This is a genomic window from Leadbetterella byssophila DSM 17132 (assembly GCF_000166395.1).
Lineage (GTDB): Bacteria > Bacteroidota > Bacteroidia > Cytophagales > Spirosomataceae > Leadbetterella > Leadbetterella byssophila.
In genome coordinates this window covers 1606655-1632912 of sequence record NC_014655.1, presented here as the reverse complement: position 1 = coordinate 1632912, position 26258 = coordinate 1606655, and the positions used below count along the sequence as shown (strand labels likewise).

Sequence of the window (26258 nt, the reverse complement as noted above, 5' to 3'; positions counted from 1 at the left end):
CCGAATATGGTCTGGTAAAAATAGATTTACCTACTTAAATTTACTAACGAAAGGATTGAATAATTTGTTCTGCTTTGATAATTTTGAACCGAATCCTAAATATCATTAACCTAATTGTCACAACAAATCGGCGTTTAGATGCAAGGTTGTAGCCGTGGTCTGCTGATACAATGTCTCTAAACTCAGGCGACTGTCCATTAATAGGGCCTGATGATTCTAAAGGTCCTATTCTCACCCATTCTTTGTTGGTTAAAAAAGTTCTTATGCTTGAATAAGATCACGTTTCCCACCCCTATAATGGGAGTGATCCAAAGGAAGTTCTCGTTTTCCCAAGGGGGCGTATTGTAAACTCCCCAGTCTATCAAGGCCATAGGAACTATAGGACTCATGCTTAACAAAGCCGTTTTCCAGACCCCACCTCTCTTGTATTTGTAAACAGACTTGATATCAGAGGGTTTGAAAGCATATTGTTCCATCCTTTGAGCGATGGAGTTGTATTTATATATAGTAAATGTGCTATCTTCTATATAGGCTATTTCCTCTTCGAAGTACTTGCCTTCTTTAGTTTTGAATCTTAAAATATCCCCTTCAAAGTACTTCCATCTTTTCCCGTTTCTATAGTTAGATACTACAATAAACGGATTTTTGGAGGTCATGGCCTTGAAGGCTTTGGGATCACTTTTTTCTAAAAGCTCTTCTACGGTTTTAAATTCCTGGGCTTGTGTGGCGAGTGACAACAGGAAGAAAGCTAAAAATAAGGTTCTTTTCATTTGGTTTCTGTTATGGACACTCCACCGGAAATGGCCATTTTCATGAGTTCTGTACTGGGGATATCCAGAATCTCTACATCCTTTTTTGACACTATGAAGGTCTGTCCTGAAATGGCATATCCATGGGGACAATACACACTCACCATATCTGGTAAATTAAAGACGTCCAGATTCTCCTGGGTTAAGAATCCCATCTTTTTCACTACAGGATGATAATTGATGGTGACCAGTACCCCGGTGGTAAATTTCTTTTTCTCCCCTAAGAACGCAGAAATTAGATCTTTAGTGGCTGTATAAAAGATTTTTACTAAGGGGAGGTTACTCAACTTCTCTTCTAACCATCCCTGTATAGTTATGGGCAGAATCTTAGTGAAAAGAACTCCAATAAATGCGGTACCACCTACCACAATTAGGAACCCTAAGCCGGGGATAAAGATCTTTTTGTTTGGATCTGTCCAACTCTCAAATTGTATCCTTCCTAAGCTATCTACAAAATCAAAGGCAGAGAAAAGGATGAGTACGGTGATGCCTAATGGGGCAATGAAGAGTAAGCCTCGGAAAAAGTAGGCTATAAAGCGATTGAATATGAAACGTATTGGATTTCTCATGACGATAGCATTGAGCCCTTAAAATTAGATTATATTTTTCACCTTACTTTCCATTAGGACTGGGTTTTTCTTGGAAATGACTTTTTCTTCCCCGAATTTTCTGGTCTAATCACATATCATATGAACTTAAACCTTTCAGGAAGAAATGCCTTGATCTGCGGTGCATCTGCCGGTATAGGTCAGGCTGTAGCTATTGAATTGGCAGAATTGGGGGCCAACTGTATCTTGTTTGCCAGGAACCCAGAAAAATTACAAAAGGTCTTAGGTGAGCTTAAGCAGGGTGAAGGACAATTTCACCGCTACCTTACGGCTGATTTTTCCCAACCTGAAGATGTCAAATCAGTGATAAATGGGATACAAGAGACTATTCATATTGTAATTAATAATACGGGCGGTCCAAAGGGCGGCCCCATAGTGGATGCAGATCCCGATGCTTTCCAAGAAGCATTTAAAATGCACATCGTCAACAGTCAGAATATTGCCCAAAGGGTTCTGCCAGGTATGAAAGAAGCCCAATTTGGAAGGTTTGTGAATATTATTTCTACCTCCGTACGTGTACCATTAAGAGGATTGGGGGTAAGTAATACCATTCGTGGAGCCATGGCTTCATGGGCTAAGACCTTAGCAAATGAAGTGGCTCCGTATGGGATTACCGTAAACAATGTGCTACCGGGCTCTACAGAAACCGGAAGATTGGCGAGCCTCATATCCTCTCAGGCAGAAGCTAGGGGAATGGACACGACAAGGGTCGTGGCAGAAATGCAAGCAGAAATTCCCATGGGAAGGTTCGGGAGACCGGAAGAAATAGCTTCTTTGGCAGCCTTTTTGTGTACTCCTGCCGCTTCTTACATAACAGGAGTTAGTATTCAGGCAGATGGAGGTAGGATAGGAAGTATCTAGTTAAAAGCTGAGGATAATCATACTTTGTTCTACTAATTTTTAGTTATCTTTCTAAAAAGTTTAGGCGTATGAAAGTGATATTGGTTGCTACTGACTTTTCTAAAGAAGCTGAAAACGCAGTAGAATATGCGGGTGCCGCAGCAAAGGTGGTTGGGGCAAAAGTGGTTTTGTTTCACTTATATAAATTGTCTGTTCATGCCCTGAATTCGCGCCTAGGTCCATCTACTTTTGATGATTTATATAATGCGAGTCAGAAGAAATTAGAGGACAGAGCGAAGGCATTGGCTGAAAAGTATGAGATCAAAACTGTGGCGGATTGGCACAAAGATGATTTCTATACCGAATTAAAATTGAGCTTAGCTCATTTTCAAGCAGACATCCTAGTTTTAGGTATGCCGGAGAAATCCTTGGAGCTAGATATGCTGGGGAATACTACCACAGCTGTAATAAACAGGTTAAAGGTTCCGGTACTTGCCATTCCTCTAGAGGTACAGTTTGAAGGAATTAAGACCATACTTTTTGCTGCAGATGTATTACGCGGGGTGCATCTGCATGTACTGGAAAAAGTGAAGGAGGTAGCTGCTGATTTTGGAGCTAAACAGGTGGAGATCTTCCATGTCAGTGAAAAGGTGAAAGAGCTTCAAGGCTTGAAAGAAGAAACCGAAAAAGCGTACGGAGAAGATGGAAGTGATATACAGTACTTCTACAAGAATGTCAGTTCCAATGCCGTCATTCGTGAAATCCAATTGGAATTAAAGGAAATACAAGCTGATATGTTAATCATGGTGCCAAATAAATATGGATTTTGGTCCTCTTTGATCCATAGAAGTAAAACCCGAATAATGGCTTTAAACAGCGAAGTGCCGCTATTGTCTTTGCCTTTGTAAATGAAGATTTTTGAGAACGATAACTATATCATTCTAGATAAACCTAGTGGCATAGCCTCTCAAGATGAGCCTGGTAAAAATGACTCCATCTTAAGTGCATTTCCGGGTTGTCATGTCTTGACCCGACTAGACAAGCGGGTAAGTGGTCTTATGGTGCTTGCTAAAAGTGCTGAAGTAGCCGCCAGGTGGTCACCGGAGAAATACAGTAAAACCTATCACTGCATCGTAAACTTGCCGGGACCGGGTAAAGAGGGGGTATTGAAACATTGGATTAAGAAGCAGGGATTGAAGGCAAAGGTTTTTGATCATGCTGTGGAAGGCGCAAAGCAGGCTATCTTGAGGTATCAACTAAGGGGTAATTCTCAACGTTACGCCTTGTATGCCGTAAAGATTGAGACGGGTAGATTCCATCAGATCCGTGCGCAGTTTAGTAAAGTTGGATTTCCTTTGGTAGGCGACTTAAAATATGGTTATAAGCGAAGCACTCCTGATGGATCTATATTTTTGAGTTGTACCCAAATAAAAGGCCCGGATTTCGAAGTAGAGATTCCTTTACCTTTTTTGTGGGCGAAATACGGTTTTGAAACGGGAAGCACTGTAATGGAAGGACTTCCTGCTTAAAAAATTTTAGGATTCATCTTTTTTTTTGTTGGTTTGTATCATTAATAACAACTATAAAACATGCGAAAGTTTAAGATCTTTCTTTTCATTCTCTTGCTGGTGGTATTAGGAATAGTTTGGTTCATAAGTACCGGATATTACGCCTCAGGAGACAGAGCCGGAACCATTTCTAATTTTAGTGAGAAAGGCTATGTCTTCAAGACTTGGGAAGGAGTATTAATGGAGGGAGGATATTCCGGTGAAACGGGTACCTTATCCCCTAGACCTTGGAATTTCTCCGCGAAAGACGATGCAGTGGTGAAGAAAGTCAGAGAAGCTTTGGCATCAGGAGAAAGAGTGACCCTTTTGTACCAGGAGAAGTTTATTAAGTTCCCTTGGAATGGAGATACGAAGTTCATAGTAGTAGATGTTCAGTTTCTACCAAAACCTGAAAGGATCCAGCCCCAAAGGATATTACCTACTCCCGTAGACACAGCAGAAACATTATAAGGGGCTTAATGCCCTTTTTTTATTATGAATAGACAAGTCAACCTGGATAAAATAGTTCATGAGCAGTTTGATATTTGCGTGATTGGTGCCGGTGCAAGCGGCGCAGGAGTTGCTTTAGATGCTGTATTAAGAGGATATAAAGTTGCTTTGATAGACAAAGGTGATTTCTGTGGAGAAACCTCTTCAAAATCCACCAAATTAATTCATGGCGGAGTCCGCTATTTGGAGCAGGCTTTCAAGAAGTTTGATTTTGGACAATTGCGACAAGTAAAGCACGGACTAAGAGAAAGGAAATTCTTGCATGCTAATGCCAGATATATTACCAAAAAGTTGGGTATAGTTACGCCCGTATTCAGTGCTTTTGAAGGGCTCTATTATTTTATTGGTCTGAAGATCTATGGCTTTTTTGCCCTCAAAGATCATTTCCCATCCGCGCGCTGGCTCACCAGAAAGGAGATGCTGACTGAAAGTCCGAACATTACTCCAAAGGCTCATAGTGGAATTTTGTATTATGATGGTCAATTAGACGATGCCCGTTTTGTGATGGCACTAGTAAAAACGGCAGCGAAAAACGGTGCCTCTGTGGCTAATCATTTGGAGCTGAAAGGATTCCAAAAAGATACAGAAGGGAAGTTAATAGGGGCTGATTTGTACGATAGGATAAAGGGTCAGAATTTGGAAATTAAAGCAAAAATCTTTGTCAACTGTACAGGGCCATTTTCAGATCCCATACGCCAAATGGCCAATCCTGACGAAGAAAAGCGCATAGCTCCTTCGAAAGGCGTGCATCTCATCTTACCAAAGAAATATTTTGAAGGAGACAAGGCCTTATTGATCCCTAAGACGGCTGATGGCCGACTCATCTTCGTCATTCCTTTCCGCTGGAAAGTGATGGTGGGTACTACGGATAGTCCCTACAGGAAAGGAGAGGAAGAGCCTTATCTGGAAAAAGATGAGATCAAATATCTTTTAGAGACCGCCAAGCCGTATCTAAAAGATGCTCCGGAGGAAAAAGATGTCAAAGCCGGATTTGGTGGGGTTAGACCCTTGCTCCTGGCCAAAAGACGGAATGCTGATAATACCAAATCACTGCTGAGAGATCATGAAGTGGAGGTGGATGAGGTGAGTGGACTGGTGAGTTTGTTAGGGGGAAAATGGACTACTTACCGGCTAATGGCTGAAGACACCGTGAACGTGGTTGATGAGATATTTGGACAAAAAAGAATTTGCAAGACTCATGAGTTTCCTTTAGACGGGAATGAGGAGCAAGTATTACCTCCACCCCATATGGAGGAGAGTTTTTGGTTCAGACTATTGAGCTATTATGGCTCAAATGTGTTTAAGGTCTTAGAAATTGACGGTGGGAAGGAGAAGAAGATTCATTCTGCCAGACCGTATTTAGAAGCAGAGGTTAGATATGCCTGCAGAGAAGAGATGGCCATGAATATTAGGGATTTCATGGCTCGAAGGGTTAGATGGGAGATTCTGGATTGGGACTCCTGTTACGAATCAGTAGAGAAAGTGGGTCAAATCATGGCGGAGGAGTTTAATTGGTCAGAAGAAAAACTTCAGCAAGAAGTTAATGACTATAAAGCATTGTTAAAAAAGTTTAGAGATGTGGGTGAGTGAGCTAGATCCGGAGGCCAAAGTGGCCTTGACGGATAGTAGGTTTCTTTCGAAACCGGATTCCAGCATATTTTTCGCCATTAAAGGGGAAAGGCATGATGGACATCAATTTATTCCGGAATTATACGATAAGGGTATTCGGGAGTTTGTAGTTGAAAAGAGAGCATTTAACGAAAAATTAAAAGGTATTCTGGAAAAAGAGGAAGTTAAGGCACTGCTTGTGGATAGCAGTATTCTTACTCTTCAGGAAATGGCGGGAAAAAATCGCCAGAAGTATGATCATCCAGTAATAGGGATTACAGGTAGTAATGGAAAGACCATAGTAAAGGAATGGTTAAATGCCTTGCTGGATAAAGATTTTGATATAGTAAAGAGTCCTAGATCCTATAATTCTCAGATAGGAGTGGCCCTATCCGTATGGGAAATGTCTTCTCGGTACCAATTGGGCATTTTTGAAGCCGGGATATCTCTTCCAGGAGAGATGAAAGCCTTGCAGAAGATCATTCAGCCTACTATAGGGGTTTTTACGAATATTGGTTCTTCGCATAGTGAGGGTTTTGAAAGTGACAGGCAAAAGATCAGAGAAAAGCTGCAGCTTTTTGTGAAATCAGAAACTTTAATCTATTGTAGAGATTATTCTGAAATTGAAGAGGAGGTGAATGCTTTCCTTTTGGAACAAAATCCAAACTTAAAAATAGTCTCCTGGTCGAAAGCTGATGTAGAGGTGAAGGATGGTAAGGCTTATTTTTTGTGGAAAGGTGAGAAGTATGAACTTCCCTTTATTGACGCCGCTTCCGTTGAAAATCTAGTGCATTGTATTTTAGCGGCTTTGAGTGTCAAGGAAGATTGGGATGTGCGAAGGTTGCGCTTTCTGAATCCGGTGGAGATGCGTTTAGAACTGAAAGAGGGAAGGGAGGATAATTATATCATTGACGATACTTACAATAATGACTTAGGTGGGCTTAAAATGGCCTTACAATTCATGAGTCAGGCGCACACCTTGAGGGGAAAGGTCTTGATACTTTCTGATATGTTTCAGACGGGATTGGAAGGAGAAAGCCTTTCTAGGGTCATGCAGGATTTGATAGCGCCTCAGGGCTTGAATACCTTTATTGGAGTAGGAGAACATTGGAAAAAATATCCTATCCACTTGTCCGGAGTAGAAACTCAGTATTATGATGACACTAAAGCTCTCTTGACTAGCGGTGCACTTGAGAGGATAAAAAGTTCACTTATTTTGGTTAAAGGGGCTAGGATCTTTGCCTTTGAAAAGATAGTAGAAAAACTAATCAAACGTAATCACGGCACCGTCCTGGAAATCAATTTAGATGCTATAACACATAATTTAAACTATTATAGGAGGCAATTGGGCTCATCTACTAAGATCATGGTGATGGTGAAGGCTTTTGCATATGGTAGCGGAAATGAGGTGGCCGCTTGGTTACAATATCACCGGGTAGATTATCTCACGGTGGCATTCCCGGATGAAGGAGTGGCTTTGCGTGAGAATGGCATTTCTCTTCCTATAATGGTGATGAACTCAGATCCGGATAGTTATAGCACCATTTTTGAATACGGATTGGAACCTGAGATCTATAGCTTTAGGGTTCTTGAGGCCTATTTGAAGGCAAAGGAGAATTGGAAGCCGGATGAGTTAACAAAGATTCACCTGAAGATTGACACCGGCATGCACCGCTTGGGATTTTTGGAAAAAGAAGTTCCTCCATTACTAAAAGCCCTAGAGGATCATCCTAAGGTACAAGTAGCAAGTATTTTTTCACATCTAGTAGGAGCTGATGAAGCTAAACATGATGCTTTCTCCAAAGAGCAGATTGCATGCTATGAACGGGCTTCATCTGCTATCATTAATGGTTTAGGCTACTCTCCGATCCGTCATATCTGTAATACGGCAGGCATTATTCGGTTTCCGGAGGCCAGGTATGATATGTCACGCTTAGGTATAGGACTCTATGGCGTAGCATCTTCAGGATTAGAGCAAAAAGATTTGCAGACCGTAGCCACTCTGAAAACTACTATTTCTCAAATTAAGGTTTTAGATCCAAAAGAAACCGTGGGTTATGGTAGATATGGAGTATTAAATAGAGAATCAAAAATAGCTACCATTGCTATTGGTTATGCGGATGGATATGACAGAGGTTTTGGTAGGGGCAATGCATTTGTTCTAGTCCATGGGAAAGCTTGTCCTACTATGGGTAGCATATGTATGGATATGTGCATGATAGATGTGACAGATGTGGATTGCAAAGAAGGGGATGAAGTCATAGTATTTGGTGAAAACCCATCTTTAACGGAGCTGGCAGAGAAGATAAATACTATTCCTTACGAGATCTTAACGGGCATTTCGTCTCGTGTGAAACGCGTTTTTTATCATGCCTAATCTTTTAGCGTAAAAGCATCCAGAAAGCTCCCTATGTTTTGAATGTAGTTTTCGAATTGGGAGCTTTCTGTGCTTAATGTTAGTATATAAAGTTTTTCTCCTTTGATCCAATACACCTGTTTCCAGGTCTGAATAAAATCATTTTTAGTTCCGGTATAGATCAAGTAGGCTTTATTATCGGGTAGTTTTTTTCTTTCCAAAATCTTAAAACCTTCTATTACTGAAGGTAGATATTGGGCGGAAAAATCAACGTATTTCTCTACCGGATAATTCTTAGCCGGAGCCTCTGCCACAGTGACGTTCAGGTTTTCCAGAAAGGTATCTTTTGGATGGTCTTGTGGGGCCAAAAGGCTACAGTCTTGCGCTTGGCATCCTTCTTTTATGGTCCAGCCTTGAGGTATAGGCAGGATGTAGTCAAACTTATTTAAAGTGTCAACTGTTTGCGCTATGGCGAAGACTGGAAAAAGAAAGAGGCAAAGGAACTTCATTTTATTTCGGTTATTTTTTTTACGTCATCCCAAAAAGATGGGTAAGATTTGGCTACTACACCCGGTTCCTCTATGATCACATCTCCTAATTGACACAGTGGAGCAAAGGCCATGGCCATTCTATGGTCATCATAAGTGGCTATTTGAGGTATCTCTGTATATGCTTTGAAGTTAGTTACCTTGTATTTGAGGTTTTTCTCTACTTCAACAAGTTCAGCTCCTATTTTCTTTAATTCGTTTTGAAGAGCTAGTACTCTATCCGTCTCTTTGATCTTCAAACTTTCAATACCCGTTAACTCACCTTCTATTCTAAGGGCGGCTAAAATGACGGCTACGGTCTGAGTTAGATCAGGGCAGTCAGAGAAATTCCAGCGGAAGTCTTTTGCAGCAGGTATCTTTTCTAAAAGTACTCCATCTTTAGTAAAAGTACTCTTTACTCCAAGATGAACCATGATATCAGCAATGGCGCTGTCTCCTTGTAAAGAATTTAATTTTAAGCCTAAAAGCTCGATTTTAGTCTCAGGATGTGACGCCAAAGCCACCATGGAGTACCAGTAGGAGGCTCCAGACCAATCCGACTCGATTTGATAAGTTACCGGAGTATATGTTTGAGGCTTAACCTTTAGTGTCTTTGCTTTCCAATCAGCTTCCACCTTCACCCCAAATGCCTCCATTTGTCGGATAGTCATGGTAATATATGGAATGGATCCTATTTCACCGGTGAGTTGTATTTCTAATCCCTGTGGAAGGGTTGGAGCTATCATAAGCAGAGCTGAGATATACTGACTGCTCACATCACCACGAATCTCCAGCTGATTGGTTTTTTGATCTGTGAATCCATGGATTTTATGTGGGGGATATCCCGGTTTTTCTAGATATTCTATCTCCGCACCCAGGGTTTTAAGAGCGTCAATCAAAATGCCTATAGGTCTTTCGCACATTCTGGGAGTTCCGGTCATGATCTTAGGCGTATTCGTAGCCGTAAAGAAGGCGGTTAGGAAACGCATGGTAGTTCCTGCATCTAGTACATCCGCTGTTTCTTCAGTACTTTGAAGAAGACGTATCATGGTTTGCGTATCTCTAGCGGAGGACAGATTTTTCAATTCCGATTTGAATCCGGTCAAGGCGTTTAAAATAAGTGCTCTGTTGCTCTCACTTTTGGAGGAAGCCAGAGCTATGCGTTCATTGAATAATCCCGATGATTTGTGTAAAAAATATGAGGTCAAAGCTTAATGATTTTTGTGCAAAGATAAATTGAAAAATTGGGATAGGGTAGTTGCAAGAAGAATATGCTGCCGTTTGTCCTATTTCCTTGCCAATCTTATGGCAAATTGGTTCGTTTATCCGAAATAAGTTGCGAAAATCTGTAATTGGGTTAATTTTGTTATAATTCTAACACTTAAATTTATATAATATGTATCCTGTAGTAGCGATTGTTTTTTTAGTAGTAGTCATCATCATGATGGGAGTCAAGGTGGTGCCTCAGCAGACTGCTTTCATCGTGGAAAGACTGGGTAAATTTAACGGAGTTCTCCAACCGGGTATCAACTTCATAATCCCATTTTTCGACAGAGTAGCCTATAAGCATAGTCTCAAGGAGAAGGCCTATGATATACATGAGCAGATCTGTATCACGAAAGATAACGTGCAAGTAAGAGTAGACGGTGTGATCTTCTTGCAGGTGATTGATCCTAAACAAGCTTCATACGGTATCAATGATTTTGCATTTGCCGTTACTCAGTTGGCTCAAACTACCATGCGTAGTGAGATTGGTAAGATAGACTTAGATAAGACTTTCGTAGAAAGGATGGTGATAAACCATGCGGTGGTAGCGGCCATTGATGAGGCGGCTATAGGTTGGGGTGTGAAAGTCCTTCGTTACGAGATTAAAAACATTACTCCTCCTGCTACTGTACTTCAAGCTATGGAAAAGCAGATGCAGGCAGAGAGGGAGAGACGTTCTGTGATTCTTGAGTCTGAAGGTAAGAAGCAGTTTGCTATCAACGTGGCAGAAGGGGAGAAGGCAAGACTCGTATTGGAATCTGAGGCTCAGAAATTGCAGCAAATTAACCAAGCTGAGGGTGAAGCGGCAGCCATACGTTCTGTAGCGGAGGCAACGGCTGAATCTATTCGTTTAGTGGCAGAGGCTCTGCAGACGAAAGGAGGTATGGAAGCGTTACAATTAAAAGTGGCCGGAGATTATATAGAGCAGTTTGGTAACCTGGCTAAGACAAACAATACCATGATTATTCCTTCAAATCTTGCTGATTTGTCGGGTGTGATCGCAACAGCAATGAATGTCATTAAAAAAGAAAAATAACAATGGAACCAATTAGCTTCTGGGTAGTCATAGGAATTGCCCTACTTATCGTAGAGATACTGTCGGTCTCATTTTATTCCATATTCTTTGGGATCGGCGGTTTGGTAACTGCACTTTTTGTATACATTGGTTTAGCGGATGAAATCTCTGCACAGTTGTTAGTGTTTGGGATAGCTTCTATGGCCAGTTTGTTTATATTCCGTAAAAAACTTGTGGAATTGTTCGATAAGAATGCTAAGGATTTTAAAGAGATCGTTGATGATTTTGCGAAGGTATCTTCTCCAATTCCTCCACATGGGGAAGGAAAAGTGTACTACAGAGGAGCGGACTGGATTGCGTACTCAGATGCAGAACACAGCATTGATAAAGATGCCCGGGTAAAGATTCGGAAGATCGATGGAATTAAACTGATTGTTGAACCCGCTTAAGCGCCTCATTGAGGCGCTTTTTTTTTGCGGATTAAAATTTGATAAGAATTATAGAAAAATATTGTTAGATTCGTCTAACAATTGTAGTTTTGTTTCATTATGAAGCAGATGATACAAATATTGTTAATGGTTTTGTCCTTGAGTTCCTATGCTCAAGGGGTAGTTTCAGGTAGAGTTCAGTCGGGAGGCAAGCCGGTAGTGGCTGCTTCCGTTACACTTGGTTCGCAAGGGGTTTTTACTGACGAGGAGGGTAAATTCGAATTGAGAGGGGTATTGTCGGGGAAGATTAAGGTATCTGCTGTGGGTTATACTGCAGAGGTAAGGGACTGGGATGGTATAACAAGAGACCTTGGAGTTATTGAGTTGCGCGAATCTGCAGCAGCATTAGATGAAGTGGTCATTAGTGGTACCATGAAGGAAGTCTCCCGCTTAGATAGTCCTGTACCTGTGGAAGTTTTTACGGCCAGGTTCTTTAAGTCTAATCCTAATCCTTCGGTATTTGATGCGCTGCAGATTGTTAACGGGGTAAGACCACAGGTGAACTGTAATGTATGCAGTACCGGCGATATTCACATTAACGGCCTGGAGGGACCCTATACCATGGTGCTGATTGACGGGATGCCGATAGTGAGCGGCTTATCCACCGTATACGGCCTGAGCGGTATTCCGCAGGCATTGATAGAGCGCATGGAAGTAGTGAAAGGTCCTGCTTCCACGCTGTACGGAAGCGAAGCGGTAGGCGGACTGATAAATATCATTACAAAAACACCTAATAAGGCTCCGGTATTTTCAGTAGATGCCTTTGCCACCACCTGGGGGGAGGTGAATGCCGATGTGGCTGGGAAATTTAAAGCGGGAGACAGGGTACAGTCCTTACTGGGGGTAAACTACTTCAATTTTCAGAATCCGGTAGATAAGAACAACGATAATTTTACGGACCTTACTTTACAGCACAGAATATCGGTGTTTAATAAATGGGACATTCAGCAAAAAGGGGGGCGCGCTTTGTCTTTGGCAGGTCGTTATATGTACGAAGACCGCTGGGGCGGGGAGATGACCTGGAACCGTTCCTTCCGGGGCGGTGACGAAGTGTATGGAGAAAGTATTTATACCCAACGCTGGGAGGCGTTCGGAAACTATAAGCTGTCGTCTAAATTCAATTTTATGTTCAGCGGCAACTGGCATGATCAGAACAGCGTATACGGAGATACGCCTTACCTGGCTAACCAGAATATTTATTTCGGCCAACTTACCTGGGGTCAGAGAGTGAAGGCGCATGATCTGCTGGCCGGCCTGGCCTACCGTTATACGTACTATGATGACAATACTCCGGCCACTTTCATCAGCGGAAGAAACCAGCCTACCCACACCCACCTGCCCGGTATTTTTCTGCAGGACGAGATCCGGCTGAATACGAACCATACCGTTATGCTGGGTGCCCGCTACGACTACAATTCGGTACACGGAAGCATTTTTTCACCGAGAGTGAACTATAAATGGAGCTCGGATGACCGTTCTACTGTATTCAGGCTGGGCGGAGGAAACGGCTTCCGGGTGGCCAACGTATTTACCGAAGACCATGCGGCCCTCACCGGTGCCCGGGAAGTAGTATTCCTGGAAGATCTGAAACCGGAAACCTCGTGGAACGGGAACGCCAACCTGGTGAAGAAGTTTTATCTGGATAACGGTACTTTTCTGAACGTAGATGCCACCGTCTTCTATACCTATTTTACCAATAAGATCATTCCGGATTATGATACGGATGCGAATAAGATCATCTATGCCAACCTCGACGGCCATGCCGTTTCCAAGGGGGTATCGCTGAGTGTGGATGCTGCTTTTGCCAGTGGCCTGAAAATTCTCCTGGGCGGTACGCTGATGGATGTGCATACTACCGGGGAAGGGCAGAAGGAAAGGCAGATGTTTGCCGAACGTTTTACCGGAACCTGGAGTGTGGGATATACTTTTGCGAAGCAGAAAATCAATGTGGATTATACCGGTAACCTGTACGGCCCCATGCGTCTGCCGCTCTTAGGAGACTCAGACCCGCGCCCGGAATATTCGCCCGTGTGGAGCATTCAGAATATCCAGGTAACCAAAAGCTTCAGGGATCAATGGGAAATTTACGGAGGGATTAAAAACCTGCTCAACTGGACCCCGGCCAAAAACACCCCTTTCCTGATTGCAAGAGCGCATGATCCTTTTGATAAAGAGGTGGTATTTGACGGGACCGGAAGCCCGGTACCCTCGGAAAATAACCCCTACGGCCTGACCTTTGATCCTTCTTATGTTTATGCCTCCAATCAGGGAATCCGGGGATTTTTAGGGGTGAGGTTTACGGTGAAATAGAGGGATCTCCATCTAAAGTCCCTTGTTTGTATTTCCTGTGAATTAATACTATATTTGTCAGGTAGAGCTTAATGACCACTAGAGCTATGCCTATAAGCATCATTATAATTGAAGATGATCCGCTATACAATCAAACGCTCCGGAAGATTATAGATCATGAAGACGGAATGACCTGTGTGGCGCAGTGCTATTCATACGAGGATGCCGTAGATCAATTGAAAGCCTTAAATCCGCATGTGGCATTGGTTGACATCCGGTTGGAAAACAAGAGCGGAATAGAGGTGATGGAAGCGGTAGCCGGGTTCGGTCTGCAGACACAATACATTATCTGCTCTGTGTCTGATGATGACCGGAATATAGTATCTGCCTTACGCATAGGAGCTTCGGGTTACCTGGTTAAAGGAGAAAGTATGGAGAAGATTGTGGCCTCAATCAGGGAAGTGTACCAGGGCGGAGTACCTTTTTCGTCTAAAGTGGCACGAAAGGTGTTAAAGCAGTTCAGTCCCAAAGAAACTTTTCATGAACTTACCAAAACAGAGCAAGAGGTGATTCTCCTGGTGTCGCAGGGTTTGACTTACCAGGAGATTTCAGATAAGCAATGTGTGTCTCTGGATACGGTCAGAAAGCACCTGGTCAATATATACCGTAAACTGGGAGTGAATAATAAGGTAGAAGCCATCAATAAAATAAGAGGAATAATGTGATTTTTTATGGAAAATCATGTATTTACGTTCTTTGCCTTTGGATTCAACGTCAGCTGTTCCTTATACTTTATCCTGAGGTATTTCGCAAAAGGGGCACTATACTATATTTACTTTTCGGGTATAGGTATCATGCATTCCGCGTACATGATTTTTTGTAACCGGCTTTTCTTAAATCTCTTTAGTAAGGAATGGCATCCCGCGCTGCTACAAACCAGTTCTGTAAGCCTTAGTGCTGTGGTTTTATTTTTTTACTTATTCATGTTGAATTTTCTAGATTTAGAAAGTGAAAAATTTACGAAGACTATCCTGCGTTTTGGGTGCATATACATGGTAGCCGGTATATTCTGCAAAATGCTGAAGCTCAGTTATTCCTGGGCATCCGATGTTTCTGTTAATTTTTTCGTGAATTATTTTGTGGTGGTGGATGCCCTCGTATTATTCTCATTGTTTTTCTATGTGGCAAGGAATCGGAAACGCCACAGTTTTTATTTACTTCTTGGCATTCTTGTCATTATTGCTCTTGGTCTTTGTATTCATGGAAACCGGTTTTTCGGGTGGGATGTATCCAGGTACCATCTTCGGCAGGCCGAAATATTGACAGGAAATGTTCTTTTCTTCCTGATGATTTTAGCCAAAGAGAAAGAAGATTATCAGAAGATAACTCAGGAGCTGGCCCTTGCGGAGATCCAAAGACAAAAAGATATCCTTGACGAGCGCGACAGGATAGCCCGCGATATTCACGACGAGATCGGGGCGGGCGTATCAGCCATAAAGCTTCACCTGGAACTTTTGAGTCGTAAGCAGCGGGATCAAAAGGAAGTGGAGTCTGATTTACAGGAGCTATTGTCCGTATCTGATGGGGTCAATCAGGCGATGCGCCGGATGATTCAGAACCTGGATACCTCCTCCATGATGACCGGTACTTTTGTAAGCTATATTTCGGAGTATTGTGAGCAGTTTTTGAGGAAAGCGCAAATCCGCTATGTCTTAAGACAAACGTTAACAGATGAATTACGGGTTCTTCCGCCTGCGGTTACCCGGCATTTGTCTTTATGTATCAAAGAGGCTCTGAACAATATTTATAAGCACAGCCGGGCCGGGGAGGTGAGCCTTACGGTATTACAGGATGAAACTTCTTTAGTGATCACCCTGAAAGACAACGGCGTGGGCTTCTCCGGTTCAGACCGGACGGACTCCTGCGGTATAAATAATATGAAAAACCGCATGGAGCTTATTGGCGGTACGTTTTCCATACAGTCTTCAGAAAAGGGAACGGAAATTTTGCTGAGGGCTGTAATTTAGCATCTTCCGGTTTTCTTCCGGATTTCCAGTTTTATTCTCACTTGTGCGGGGGGATAAGTCTCCGTTTTAAAAAATCACATTTTTGTGTAATTGCGGTCTCTGTATACCGGTAGTAGTTTTGCAGGAGAGAACTAAAAGCCGGAATATCCCGAAAAAGCGGCTGAATACGGAGAGTAGGGGAAGAACTTCTATAGAACGCTATGAAATCACTGTTTACATTAATTATTCTTCTTCTGTTAGGACTAAGTACTTACGCTCAGGATATAGTCATAAAAAATGACAAAACGGAACTTAAAGCCCAGGTGTTGGAAATACTTGCCGGAGAGATAAAATATAAAAAGTGGGAGCATCTGGACGGCCCTACCTATACCATACTGAAAAGCGAAGTTTTTATGATTATCTATAAAAACGGAAGCCGGGAAACATTTGATGTAAAACCCACTGCACCGGTGACTGCTCCTGCACCGGTAGTTACGCCTGCTGCCCAAACAACGTCTTCTCCTGCACCGGTGGCTACTCCTGCTGTGTCTTCTCCTGCACCGGTAGAAGAAACGTTAGGTACGCCAAAACCGGCCGGTGACCGCGACCGATATGCATTTACCCCAAAGGATAAAGCCCGGGAAAGAAACAAGAAGCCCGGGAAAGACTATAATCAGGCTGACCAGATTACAGGTTTTGGGGTTTTCTTAAATACCATAGGCAAGACCACCGTTCCTACCATCGGGATGAATAGCGAATCATTCTGGATTGCTCCCAATGTGGCATATTACTACGGGATATATCTCAGTTACCACCAGGAGGAACTGATGGGATACAAAATGTGGGCACTTCCCGTGGCCTTAAATGTAGGAGCCTCTTATTATTTCAACCAGCTCATCAAATTAGACAAGCGAATAGCTACGGTTTATGCCACTCCTTATCTTTCAATACAGAACTCTTTTGTCTTTATAGACGGAGAGTCTCAGAGTAGTAAAACTAATTTTGGTTTTGCCTTCAGAACCGGCGGCAGTTACCGGTTCAGCAAAACCTGGGGGGTATTCGGTGAGGTGCATATAGGTAAAGGGGATCCCGGATTCCAGGTGGGGCTATGCCGGGCTTGGGTAAAAAAGTGAAATAAGAAATCTTAAGTAACATTAAATTAATCGATTCACTATATGAAAAATATAAAAACGGTAACTCTGTGTATTGGGCTGATTTTTCTCTCTGGAGCCTGTGAAAAGAAAGATGATATTGATCCTGAGTTCATTCGAGAATTCAATGACCAACTGGAGATTGTAGGAGCTGTAAAAAAGAAAGGAAATATACCTGTACCGCAAGAGGGTAGCTTTGGGGCTGCGATGGAAATAACAACTCCAAGTTTAGAGATAGAACCGGATAAAGAATTTCAAATCGATATTGCTACAGAAGAACCAGGGGTGGTAGTATTTATTCAATTAGATGGTATGGATGATTACTTTGAAATCGCTTACGATGATCAAAATCGCGCCATTGGTAAGATACCTGGACTAAGAGAACGCTTTGCTGAGGTAAGTCAAGGTCCACCTTTCTCAAAAACGCCTATCAAACGTATAATTGTCTGTTGTTGGTGTGGCCATTTTAGTAAACCTAAGCCTATTAAAGTTAAAGTATCTGCCAAGGTCGCCGTTTGTAAGCCACCAAAGAAAAATGGCAAACCGGATATGAGTCAAATGCATGATAAAAAATTCTGGTCACAGCCAAAAACTCTCTATATGAATGTCAACATAAGGCCGGGTAATTGCCAAGATATACAAAAGAAAGGTGATGATCTCATAAAGCAAATGAATGCCTTTTTATCTAATCCTTCGAGCAGCGGTTGTACCTCGCTCAAAAGATCTTCATTACAACTTTTAGAAGATATTAAAAAATGTCCGGGATTTACCAATGATCAATATTATAGAGACGCACTGGATCTTTGGAGAAGTATCGATTGTTCTGATTTTTAATAAAATAAATTTTAACAAAAAGACAAATGACATCACTAAGAAAACAATTAAGAAAAGCGGGGTATGATTTAATAGATGGTCCCGTAAGGAATCATAAGCCATTACAGTTGTGGTTGAAACCACTGTTCAAACAAGCGGAGTTATACTATTCCGATTTAAATCATGCATTTGATAGTCCTGTTACGCTCGTTGAAGAGTTTGATCCTGCATTAACCGTAGACTCAACAAAAAAAAGATGAGTATGGATTTAATGTCGGAATCACAGTTTTAGAGGAGATACTTAAATCTCTCGGTTTGGGAGCATTTGAACTTTCATCAAAAGTAAAATCAGGAAAGAAAGTTACGATAAGTTATGATCATTCATAACAAAAATACTCCCTATAGGAAATGTTGAGGACTACTTTTTTAAAGCTGATTTTAGGCACCCCAACAATACTTTACTAAAAAATGCAAATCGAAATAAAATTTTGGTTATTACGGGTGTTGTACTGGCACAAGACTTAAATGTTGAAATAGAAACTGATTTTGACCTGGATATTAGCTTACAGGCAGAACTAAACACAATGGTGGATGGGAAAGTGGTTTTCGATATTGACAGTAATCGGAAATTGAAAATGGTTTCAAAGAGTAATAATTTCTTCCCCATTGCTGTAAAAGCCAACCGAATTGACTTTGATAAAGGGGCTTTCAGTAAATTGAAACTGGTTACTGACAAGATAAACGACATTTTCTGATATTGTAAATAGTAAGTTCGGGACGAAGAAGACGTAACTCCACAAGAATATTATCTGTATAATACGTTTAAAGTACGGCTCTTGTGTCCATAGATTCGTAGTATTAAAGTCTAATCGCCGACAATAAATTGCCGGGTAACCGGCTCGCAGGAGTCGATCCGCCGGTCGCGCAGGTAGGGCCAGGTGATGCGATAGTATTCGGTTTTGTCGAGGTCTATTTCCTGCACGTGCACTTCTTCCTGTTCGTGCGAGGCCTTATACAGCAGGCGACCGTGGGGGTTGGCGATAAATGAACCGCCCCAGAATTGCTGGTTGGCTTCCGTTCCGACACGGTTCACCGATACCACATACAGACCGTTGGCTACTCCTGCTGTGTCTTCTCCTGCACCGGTAGAAGAAACGTTAGGTAGGCCAAAACCGGCAGGTGACCCAGACCGATATGCATTTACCCCACAGGATAAAGACCGTGCCAGGAACAAAAAGCCCGGGAAGGACTATAATCAGGCTGACCAAATTACAGGTTTTGGGGTTTTCTTAAATACCATAGGCAAGACCACCGTTCCTACCATCGGGATGAACAGCGAAACATTCTTTGCTCCCAATGTGGCATATTACTACGGGATATATCTCAGTTACCACCAGGAGGAAATCATGGGGTATAAAATGTGGGCACTTCCGAATGCTATAAATGTGGGAGCCTCATATTATTTCAACCAGCTCATCAAATTAGACAAGCGAATAGCTACGGTTTATGCCACTCCTTATCTTTCAATACAGAACTCTTTTGTCTTTATAGACGGAGAGTCTCAGAGTAGTAAAACTAATTTTGGTTTTGCCTTCAGAACCGGCGGCAGTTATAGGTTCAGTAAGACATGGGGATTATTTGGTGAGTTGCATATCGGTCAAGGTGATCCATCATTTCAGGTGGGATTATCCAAGGCTATAGTAAAAAGTGAGATAAGAAAAAGATACAAATAATTTATACCCTAATGAAATCCGGAAAACTATTTAGGAGGCTTTTCGCAGTAGTGGCGTTGGCCCCGGTTTTGTCCTCCTGTTTTGAAGAAGTGAACATGCAGGGGGTAGATTTAGCAGGCAAGTGGGAGCATACATTATCCCATTGTTCTTTTATGGATGATGATGAGTGGCAGGATTTCAGCGCATTTCGACTGATATATCAATTGAAAAAAGACTGCACATTAGCATACGGTTTTCCGGATAGTGGCAGTGAGTTTATAGCGTTTGGAACCTGGGAAAAGGTAGATGATTCTCATTTCAGGCTTATTGAAAAAAACTTTGGCAGCATGAGTACCACCACCTACCGTTTTGTAGAAAGAAAAGGCAGCAATGCTATCATAGTTCAACCTACGGAGAGTGCAACACCAGGCGTGCCAGGCTGTTTAGAACTTTGGGAAAAGCGCTGAACGGATGATTATATTGTAAACCCTTGTGACGAATGAACAGGTATAAACATCACGCTACCGTTAGTTTTATAAAGAAGTGGCTGGTGGTATTCTTATTGGCTGCCTGCAGTAAGGGGGAGAGCCCCTTCAGCAATATAGACCTGCCGGACGACGGCGGCCCCAAACCGCCCGTCAATACCAATAAAAACACGCCTATCATCTTTGAAAACAGCACATTTTCAGGCTCTGTGCTGGTCACTTTTACTGATAATACCAAAGAGGAGGTAAGGTTTGAAAACGGTAAGGGTACCGTACCCCTAAGCCTCCGGGCCGATAAAACCATCGCCAGCCTACAGCCGGAAAATGAAGCCCTGATCCTGATAGGCCGAAAAGAAAAATCGGAAATACGGCTAAATTACTCTAACGGCACCCTGAGCCACCGAATGGCAATAGACGGGTTTGTGCCCATAGGCTCCTATGCAGAGTTTCAGCTGATTGGCAAAGACGCCTTTACACTGGCCAACAGCTATCAACTGGAAGACGACCTGGACCTGATGAGCGTAGAGTGGGTTCCCCTGGGCAAAACCAATGCTCCGTTCAAAGGGAATTTTGACGGCGATCATCACCAGCTCGATAATCTTAAAATATCCGTATCTGCTGATGACGGTGTCACCGCCTCCATTTTTGGGACTTTGGGAGGAACAGAGACGAACTTTATTAAAAATATTATCGTAAAATCGGGAGAAATAAAAGCCCGTTACGCAGCTACTATTGCGGGAGGATTAAGAGCCACTGCTCATACCATAGAAAACTGTATCAATCATATCCCGGTTACAGGAGGACTAGCAGGTGCGTATGGTATCGCATCCAGCGGCAGGGTGGTGAATTGCAGGAATTTTGGGACAATTACCGGGATTGTTGCTGAGGGAATAGGAGGCACTACAATTTTCGATAGTGTAAATGAGGGAGAGATATCAGCGGAGTATGCATATGGTATCGGCGGCGGACAGAACGTCAAAAACTGCATCAATAAAGGCAATATTACCGGAAGCCTTACAGCCGCAGGTATAGGTAGCGGCACAATAGTAGATTGTATAAATGAAGGAGAAATTGTTGGAGTATACACGAGCAGCGGTATCGGAGAGGGAAATATTAAAAACTGCACCAATAAAGGAAAAATTATAGGTGGAGCAGGTGCTTCGGGAATAGCTGAGACGGCTTATAACCTAGAAAATTGTGTTAACGAGGGAGATATTTATAGCGAAACAGGATATGCTTGTGGTATAGGTAGAGGGCATATTACAGACTGTGCCAACAAAGGTAATGTAACCGGAGGTATATCCGCAGCAGGTATAATAAGTGCAAGCAGCAGTCATCAAGCCTTAATAGTAAATTGTATAAACGAGGGAGATATTAATGGTAAAACCGATTATGCTGCGGGTATTGTCATTGGCAAACCGACTGCAAAAAAATGTATCAATAAAGGTAATGTTACCGGGGTGAAGGGTGTTGCAGGTATAAGTACTGCAGGAAACTATAATGTTTCTGGCTCTTACGCTGAAGATTGTATAAATGAAGGTGACATCTCTGGACAAGGGGAGCAAATAGGAGGTATATTAGACCGGGGTATAGCTATTAATTGTGTCAACAAAGGCAAGATTACTGTGCTGGGAGATACGGAAGCCTCTGTGGGCGGTATAGTAGGCAATGGAGCTGCTGAAAAATGTGTAAATGAAGGGGAAATTCAGGGGGCCAAAGGGAATACAGGAGGGGTTGTAGGTTTGTTGGATGGGGTAAATAGTAATTATGGTAACGGTACCAAGGGTGAAAATAGGAATACAGGTACGGTTAAAGGATCAGGGATTGTAGGAGGGGTAGTGGGTTCCGTGAGTCGAAATAGTCTGGCGGAGACGGCAGTTTATAAAAGCTCAAATGAAGGGGAAATCAGGGGACTTGGGGAGTTTACTGGGGGAGTTATCGGATATATCGGATATTCAGACACTTATTACGGGGTAATATCAGGATGCTCCAACACAGGAGACATTTATGGAAACGGAAAAGTGGGCGGAATTACATCTTATTTGCAAAAAGGCTACATTCTATCCGGCACTAACCGGGGAAAGATAGTGGGCGGGAGCTTAGAAGAATCTCATACCGGGGGGATAGCGGGGGAAGCGAATAAAGATGCTTACATTGTTTCAAGTTTTAATACGGGGGAGATATCCGGAGGGAAGAATGTAGGCGGGATTGTAGGCAGTGGAGGAGGAATATATGGCTGTTATAATGCAGGCAAGATATCGGGGAGTGTTTTGGTGGGAGGAATAAGCGGAAGACTTAGCCTTATACAGTCATGCTATAATAAAGGAGTTATACAGGCCGTGTCACAGTCGGGCGGGATAGCGGGAGAAGGTACTTACGAAATTCGTGGCTGTTATAATATAGGAGAAATTAAGGGAGACCCCCGCTCCGGTAATGGCCCTGTTGCGGGGGTAATACCCCATAATTCTACAAGCCAGGTATACATTGAAAATTATTATTTCCCTTCTTCCGGCATTAGGGGAAATGGAATATCGGCGTTTAGTGCAAGTGACTGGCCTACGCCCCAAATAAATTCATCGTATAAATTATGGGTAGAGGGAGAGGGCGTGAGGGGATATGTTACTAATTATCCTGTATATGGTTACTGGAAATCCTTAGGGAGCTGGAATAATGGGGAGCCTATCTTCCCGAAATTACATTTTGAAAATGATGAAAAATAGAGTATTGCCTGTTTTAGCGCTGGGCTTAATGATGCTGCTTACCTCATGCGGAAAAGAGGGTGTTGATCCGGAAGAAGCCGATAGGAAAAACACGGGGGAGTTTACCTATTATAGTACGATCCCCGTTTTAGGCACCTGTCATAAAAAAATCTTTACAGACTCTCCGCAGGAGCATTATGTCATTATCGAGGGCTACCAGGATCCCGGTGAGCCGCCTACATGGGCTCCTTATCTAATTTTTGCCTTCCTCCCGGATGACGATTCCGGAAGTTTTGAAGTAGGGCCGCCCGACTCCGGTAAACCTGTCTGGGGGTACGGCTCAGGTATTAATAGAGGGTATATAGAGTTAATATCAGGTACGGTGACCAAAACCGGAGCTACCCGCTTTACGTTTGAGGGGATACTCACAGAAGACGGACAAGCCTGGCCCGTAACAGCGAAAGGGAATTACTGAAAACTGAAAGGGTATGAAAAAAATGATATCATTGCTATTGGTTGGTTTCCTGTTTTCTTCCTGTGAAGAAGAAGAAATAGGTTTGGGTACAGGAAAGTTCTATGTTGCAGGCTGGGAGTATAGCGGGCCGGGTGTAAAGATAGAAAACGAAGATTGCGCTGCGGGGAATATTGTCAGCGTGGCGCTGGAAGAGAAAGACATTTATCTTTTTGTTTTCAACATGCCGGAGGCTGCGTCAGGATCATTCCGGGTGGGTTCCAGGTCAGATGGCACCTGTGCTCTTAAAATTGGTATAAAGCACGGTGCAAAAAATTATTATTCTTTGTCAGGAACCTTAACTAAAACCGGGGCCAGGAAGTACAACTATATTATCACCATGTACAGTGATTTCTCCGATGACTTTTACACTTCTCAGGGCGAAGGGAGCTATTGAATAACTGCCATTGAATCAAATTAGAATCTGAAAGAATTTTTATCTTAAAAGTTTATACTACTTCTGAGTATAATTTGGCGCGGACGAAGTTGAAAGGTGGTTTCCTCTCTTTGGAAATAAAGAAGGTTGATGTTCCTGAATGTACTTTGATTAGTAAGGTTGCTCAAAGTTAGTTCTACATCTTGTTTTAATCTGGGTAAAGTGTACCTGAGGGAAACATCTGCAAGGAGATATTTCGGGTCTGTATTTTGTATGTTATAATGCTCGGCTGACAGGCGTATCAAGCTTCTGGGGTAGGGTGAGATCCCCATAGAAAGTTTTTGAGAGATGATGTTAATAGTTGAATTCCGGTTTTTTGAAATAGTCAGAGTACCTTTATAAGAAATATCTAAATACTTAAAGGTGTTATTGTTGACAGAAAGATTAGGCGCAAAGGCTTGTTGCGTATAGTTCAGAAAGGTGCCATTTAAATACTGATCCGCGTTACCTTTAAAAAGCGTAGCACCCAGTGTGAGCTTTGTTTTAATGGGGAAGAAATATTTGGTGAACCGGCTGTCAATACTGTGGTTATTTCTTCTGTTTTCTTTTTCCAAGTATGTAATTAACTGGTATCCGTCAGGACTGATCAGATTTTGTGAAATCAGGTTTTGAATATCCCGGCTATAGGTATAGCTGGTGTGTATATTAATTCCGGAGATCATATCTGCGTAGTCTAAGCCTACCCTTGTCATGTATAAGTCATTGTTTCTGAAACCCCCGTCTTTCTTTATCACCGTTAAGTAATTTGTCATCATAAATCCAGTGTACATGTCTCCAAACTTACTCAGGGTATTCGTGTAACCGGCGCTGGCATACCAGGTAAGTTTATCGCTCCTTTTCAGTCGTACATACACAGAAGGTTCCAGGTTCCAACGACTGAACCTTCCTTTTTCTTTGTAGTTTATATAGTTATAGGATACCGGTGAACTGATAGATATGAGCCATTTTTTAGGTGAAAAATTTAAGCTGAATACGGTACTTGCTTTAAAATGTAACCAATCTGTTTGACTTAAAGTGTCTGCTTTAAGAAAGTGATTACTTAATTCAGATTCAGCACGATTGTAGTTGAAAAACAGGCTTGGTTTAATGTTTAAATTCAGTCGTGATGATATTTTTTTTATAAACTCTACATAATTATTGGTATAAAAAGTATGTATTGCAAGGTTTTGCAAGGGGGCCTTGCTACTGTCTATTCCTGTATAGTCAACAGATAATTTTTGCCGGGATTCCTGGTAATTGGTTAATGAATAGAAATTGTACGTATTTCTTTGTTTTTTTATGATCTGATGAAGACTATTAGAGAGGGCCAGATTTTGAGAATTACTATGGTGATGGTATTCACTCAAAGGTCTGAGGTTGGCGCCAAAATCATTTGTCCAATTCCTTTCTATATTAATGATATTACTGAAATATCTCCTGGAAGTGTTTTTCAGTATTTCAAGATTTGCTAAAAACTGGTTGTTGGTGTACCTGTTGCTTATTTTTTCAGAGTAGTTTATTTCTTCGTTTGTTAAAGTATAATTTATGAGCGAAGAACCCTCCTGATTTACCTTGTCAAGAGCAAGATGGGTATTCAGCTTAAGTTCTAAGTCATTCTTAGATTTCTTCAGCATATTTAAAGTACCCACATGGGAGTCATTATCAAGCCACCGCTGTAAACTTAGAGGTGGTGTAAGTAAGGCGGGTATACCTATCCAGTTTCTTAATTCCGGTTTATCAAATCTTTGAAAATGACTCTTTACCTGCTGGGTTATTTCTTTGCCGATATTGTTAGATTGTAAGCTGCCTAAAAATTGCAGATTAGGAGTGAACAGCATCGGGGTGATGTTAATATCTCTTAAAAAAGGCTTAGCGCCTATTCCCAGGTGCATTGCTGTACTTTGTGTAACCTTTTTTTTAAGCTTAATATTTATGGCTGCCGTTTCAGAAAGCCGGAGGCTGTCTAAAATTCTTATGGGTTGATGATTTTCAAACACTTCTACGCTTAGAACATCCTTATAGGACAGATTGTTATTTACTACCCCATATTTTCCGTCAAGCATATTCAGATTATTGATATAATACCGGTTAATAGCTTTGCCCTGATATAAGATTTTTCCGGAGGCATCTGTTTCCATACCGGGCAGCTTGCTGATTACATCTCCGATACTTCTGTCAGACAAGGAGCTAAACTCTGAAACCTGAAAAGACAGCGTGTCGCCGTATTTTCTTACGGGTGGGGGCTTAACGGTTACTTCCTGTAACTCCACATTTTTGGGAAATAGTAAGAAATCAATAGTTTGTGATGTGTTTTTAAGAATTTTTTCTTCAGATTCAAACCCCATTTTGCTTACCTTCAAAATTAAGGTGTCTCTTGAGACGGGCAGCTCTATGATGTAATTTCCGGAAATATCAGAAGTAGTAAACTTTAAGACGAGTTCTGTTTTTTTGCTTACTATACTTACGTTCGCTTTTAGTGGAATTAAAGTATTTTGCTCTGAAATTTTACCTGTTATTTTTACCTGAGCCAGGGAATTAAATGATGCAAGAACAAGTAAGAAGATAGCGTATCTGCTACTAAAACGCATAGTTTACACCCGTTT

Annotated in this window: 26 protein-coding genes and 1 pseudogene; 21 read left to right on the top strand and 6 right to left on the bottom strand. The window is 42.0% G+C overall.

All coding sequences use genetic code 11. The features are described 5' to 3' along the window. Window positions 1-197: 197 nt before the first annotated feature. Both LBYS_RS07820 and LBYS_RS07815 read right to left on the bottom strand, forming a co-directional pair. Window positions 198-770, bottom strand: a complete 573-nt coding sequence (locus LBYS_RS07820) for a hypothetical protein (protein WP_013408327.1) — start codon at window positions 768-770, stop codon at window positions 198-200. Then, on the bottom strand, window positions 767-1378 hold the full coding sequence (locus LBYS_RS07815) for a DUF502 domain-containing protein (RefSeq protein WP_013408326.1): 612 nt from the start codon (window positions 1376-1378) through the stop codon (window positions 767-769). The genes LBYS_RS07820 and LBYS_RS07815 overlap by 4 nt, the downstream gene beginning before the upstream one ends. A 120-nt stretch (window positions 1379-1498) precedes the next feature. On the opposite strand from LBYS_RS07815, the gene LBYS_RS07810 reads away from it, so the two are divergent. The 6 genes from LBYS_RS07810 (at window position 1499) to LBYS_RS07785 (ending at window position 8299) form a co-directional block, all read left to right on the top strand. After that, window positions 1499-2278 (top strand): SDR family oxidoreductase, encoded by a 780-nt coding sequence (locus tag LBYS_RS07810; protein WP_013408325.1) that lies wholly within the window; start codon window positions 1499-1501, stop codon window positions 2276-2278. 68 nt (window positions 2279-2346) lie between these two features. Continuing rightward, window positions 2347-3165 carry a universal stress protein gene (locus LBYS_RS07805; RefSeq protein ID WP_013408324.1) on the top strand — a complete coding sequence of 273 codons (819 nt, stop codon included), beginning with the start codon at window positions 2347-2349 and terminating at the stop codon, window positions 3163-3165. Next, a complete protein-coding gene (locus LBYS_RS07800) occupies window positions 3166-3786 on the top strand; it encodes an RluA family pseudouridine synthase (RefSeq protein WP_013408323.1) in 621 nt (206 codons plus the stop codon). Between the two features lie 60 nt (window positions 3787-3846). Next, window positions 3847-4275, top strand: a complete 429-nt coding sequence (locus LBYS_RS07795; protein ID WP_013408322.1) for a hypothetical protein — start codon at window positions 3847-3849, stop codon at window positions 4273-4275. A 24-nt stretch (window positions 4276-4299) separates the two neighbouring features. Further along, the gene (locus LBYS_RS07790) at window positions 4300-5904 is read left to right on the top strand and encodes a glycerol-3-phosphate dehydrogenase/oxidase (protein WP_013408321.1); all 1605 of its coding nucleotides are present in this window, start codon (window positions 4300-4302) and stop codon (window positions 5902-5904) included. Beyond that, window positions 5891-8299: a bifunctional UDP-N-acetylmuramoyl-tripeptide:D-alanyl-D-alanine ligase/alanine racemase gene (locus LBYS_RS07785; RefSeq protein ID WP_013408320.1), complete on the top strand. Its 2409-nt coding sequence runs from the start codon at window positions 5891-5893 to the stop codon at window positions 8297-8299. Before LBYS_RS07790 ends, LBYS_RS07785 begins: the two co-directional genes overlap by 14 nt. Here LBYS_RS07785 and LBYS_RS07780 read toward each other — a convergent pair. Beyond that, the gene (locus LBYS_RS07780) at window positions 8296-8787 is read right to left on the bottom strand and encodes a hypothetical protein (protein ID WP_013408319.1); all 492 of its coding nucleotides are present in this window, start codon (window positions 8785-8787) and stop codon (window positions 8296-8298) included. The two genes, LBYS_RS07785 and LBYS_RS07780, sit on opposite strands and share 4 nt — an antisense overlap. Continuing rightward, window positions 8784-10013 (bottom strand): 3-phosphoshikimate 1-carboxyvinyltransferase, encoded by a 1230-nt coding sequence (locus LBYS_RS07775; RefSeq protein ID WP_013408318.1) that lies wholly within the window; start codon window positions 10011-10013, stop codon window positions 8784-8786. Before LBYS_RS07775 ends, LBYS_RS07780 begins: the two co-directional genes overlap by 4 nt. Window positions 10014-10201: 188 nt before the next feature. On the opposite strand from LBYS_RS07775, the gene LBYS_RS07770 reads away from it, so the two are divergent. From LBYS_RS07770 to LBYS_RS07730, 10 genes are all read left to right on the top strand, one after another. Further along, the gene (locus LBYS_RS07770; protein WP_013408317.1) at window positions 10202-11107 is read left to right on the top strand and encodes an SPFH domain-containing protein; all 906 of its coding nucleotides are present in this window, start codon (window positions 10202-10204) and stop codon (window positions 11105-11107) included. Between the two features lie 2 nt (window positions 11108-11109). Further along, complete coding sequence (locus tag LBYS_RS07765; protein WP_013408316.1) at window positions 11110-11535, top strand: NfeD family protein; 426 nt, start codon at window positions 11110-11112, stop codon at window positions 11533-11535. Window positions 11536-11634: 99 nt separating this feature from the next. Beyond that, a complete protein-coding gene (locus LBYS_RS07760) occupies window positions 11635-13884 on the top strand; it encodes a TonB-dependent receptor (RefSeq protein WP_013408315.1) in 2250 nt (749 codons plus the stop codon). An 86-nt stretch (window positions 13885-13970) separates the two neighbouring features. Further along, the gene (locus LBYS_RS07755; RefSeq protein ID WP_013408314.1) at window positions 13971-14588 is read left to right on the top strand and encodes a response regulator transcription factor; all 618 of its coding nucleotides are present in this window, start codon (window positions 13971-13973) and stop codon (window positions 14586-14588) included. Window positions 14589-14594: 6 nt separating this feature from the next. Beyond that, window positions 14595-15890 carry a sensor histidine kinase gene (locus LBYS_RS07750; protein WP_013408313.1) on the top strand — a complete coding sequence of 432 codons (1296 nt, stop codon included), beginning with the start codon at window positions 14595-14597 and terminating at the stop codon, window positions 15888-15890. Between the two features lie 200 nt (window positions 15891-16090). Further along, the gene (locus LBYS_RS18260; RefSeq protein ID WP_013408312.1) at window positions 16091-17002 is read left to right on the top strand and encodes a hypothetical protein; all 912 of its coding nucleotides are present in this window, start codon (window positions 16091-16093) and stop codon (window positions 17000-17002) included. Between the two features lie 42 nt (window positions 17003-17044). Continuing rightward, window positions 17045-17854 carry a hypothetical protein gene (locus LBYS_RS07740; RefSeq protein ID WP_013408311.1) on the top strand — a complete coding sequence of 270 codons (810 nt, stop codon included), beginning with the start codon at window positions 17045-17047 and terminating at the stop codon, window positions 17852-17854. Between the two features lie 26 nt (window positions 17855-17880). Next, window positions 17881-18093, top strand: coding sequence for a hypothetical protein (locus LBYS_RS07735; RefSeq protein WP_041823512.1), 213 nt, complete (start codon window positions 17881-17883; stop codon window positions 18091-18093). A gap of 19 nt (window positions 18094-18112) precedes the next feature. Then, complete coding sequence (locus LBYS_RS20025; protein ID WP_510186331.1) at window positions 18113-18220, top strand: hypothetical protein; 108 nt, start codon at window positions 18113-18115, stop codon at window positions 18218-18220. Next, a complete protein-coding gene (locus LBYS_RS07730; RefSeq protein WP_510186330.1) occupies window positions 18217-18588 on the top strand; it encodes a hypothetical protein in 372 nt (123 codons plus the stop codon). The genes LBYS_RS20025 and LBYS_RS07730 overlap by 4 nt, the downstream gene beginning before the upstream one ends. A gap of 110 nt (window positions 18589-18698) precedes the next feature. Here the strand turns inward: LBYS_RS07730 and LBYS_RS18745 are convergent. Further along, window positions 18699-18953, bottom strand: a pseudogene (locus LBYS_RS18745) (nitrilase-related carbon-nitrogen hydrolase); the annotation flags it as partial. Here LBYS_RS18745 and LBYS_RS18740 point away from each other — a divergent pair. Genes LBYS_RS18740 through LBYS_RS07705 form a run of 5 tightly spaced genes read left to right on the top strand, consistent with a single transcriptional unit; the run spans window position 18946 to window position 23637 of the window. Beyond that, window positions 18946-19566: a hypothetical protein gene (locus LBYS_RS18740; protein WP_187287944.1), complete on the top strand. Its 621-nt coding sequence runs from the start codon at window positions 18946-18948 to the stop codon at window positions 19564-19566. The pseudogene LBYS_RS18745 and the gene LBYS_RS18740 sit on opposite strands and share 8 nt — an antisense overlap. An 11-nt stretch (window positions 19567-19577) precedes the next feature. Further along, window positions 19578-20012, top strand: coding sequence for a hypothetical protein (locus LBYS_RS07720; RefSeq protein WP_013408310.1), 435 nt, complete (start codon window positions 19578-19580; stop codon window positions 20010-20012). Between the two features lie 32 nt (window positions 20013-20044). Next, window positions 20045-22750 carry an autotransporter outer membrane beta-barrel domain-containing protein gene (locus tag LBYS_RS07715; RefSeq protein WP_013408309.1) on the top strand — a complete coding sequence of 902 codons (2706 nt, stop codon included), beginning with the start codon at window positions 20045-20047 and terminating at the stop codon, window positions 22748-22750. After that, window positions 22737-23204: a hypothetical protein gene (locus LBYS_RS07710; protein WP_041823506.1), complete on the top strand. Its 468-nt coding sequence runs from the start codon at window positions 22737-22739 to the stop codon at window positions 23202-23204. Before LBYS_RS07715 ends, LBYS_RS07710 begins: the two co-directional genes overlap by 14 nt. A gap of 13 nt (window positions 23205-23217) precedes the next feature. Next, entirely contained in the window at window positions 23218-23637 is a 420-nt protein-coding gene (locus LBYS_RS07705) for a hypothetical protein (protein WP_013408307.1), read from the top strand. 44 nt (window positions 23638-23681) lie between these two features. Here the strand turns inward: LBYS_RS07705 and LBYS_RS07700 are convergent, their stop codons facing one another. Next, window positions 23682-26243 (bottom strand): peptidase associated/transthyretin-like domain-containing protein, encoded by a 2562-nt coding sequence (locus LBYS_RS07700; RefSeq protein WP_013408306.1) that lies wholly within the window; start codon window positions 26241-26243, stop codon window positions 23682-23684. Between the last annotated feature and the right edge of the window lie 15 nt (window positions 26244-26258).